This window comes from Streptomyces fildesensis (assembly GCF_016107395.1).
GTDB classification, from domain to species: Bacteria; Actinomycetota; Actinomycetes; order Streptomycetales; family Streptomycetaceae; genus Actinacidiphila; species Actinacidiphila fildesensis.
In genome coordinates this window covers 1-670 of the sequence record NZ_JAAIKO010000154.1, presented here as the reverse complement: position 1 = coordinate 670, position 670 = coordinate 1, and the positions used below count along the sequence as shown (strand labels likewise).

General features: G+C 49.6%; 1 protein-coding gene. It reads right to left on the bottom strand.

Features of this window, described 5'->3' with window-relative positions:
• Positions 1–617, bottom strand: a 617-nt coding sequence (locus tag C6N31_RS42355; protein WP_198359638.1) for a ubiquitin family protein, incomplete at its 3' end; no start/stop codon positions are given.
• Positions 618–670: the final 53 nt, after the last annotated feature.

Sequence of the window (670 nt, the reverse complement as noted above, 5' to 3'; positions counted from 1 at the left end):
CGCCCATCCTCAAGCTGCTTGCCGGCAAAAATTAACCTCTGCTGGTCCGGTGGAATCCCCTCCTTATCCTGAATCTTCGCCTTCACATTGTCGATGGTATCCGAACTCTCCACCTCCAAAGTGATTGTCTTACCGGTGAGGGTCTTCACAAAAATCTGCATCCCTCCACGAAGACGGAGAACCAGATGAAGTGTAGATTCCTTCTGGATGTTGTAATCAGCTAAGGTTCGCCCGTCTTCAAGCTGCTTGCCGGCGAAGATTAAACGCTGCTGATCCGGCGGTATCCCTTCCTTGTCCTGGATCTTCGTCTTCACGTTGTCTATCGTATCGCTGCTCTCTACCTCGAGCGTAATCGTCTTGCCGGTGAGGGTCTTCACGAAGATCTGCATCCCTCCGCGAAGCCTGAGAACAAGATGAAGCGTGGATTCCTTCTGGATGTTATAGTCCCCTAACGTACGACCATCCTCAAGTTGCTTTCCGGCAAAGATCAGACGCTGCTGATCCGGCGGAATCCCTTCCTTGTCCTGAATCTTTGACTTAACATTATCAATAGTATCACTGCTCTCCACTTCAAGTGTGATCGTCTTGCCTGTTAGGGTTTTCACGAAGATCTGCATGATGGATGATAAACAATCCAAGTAGGCGAGAAGACTTGACAAATTTGGCGTCG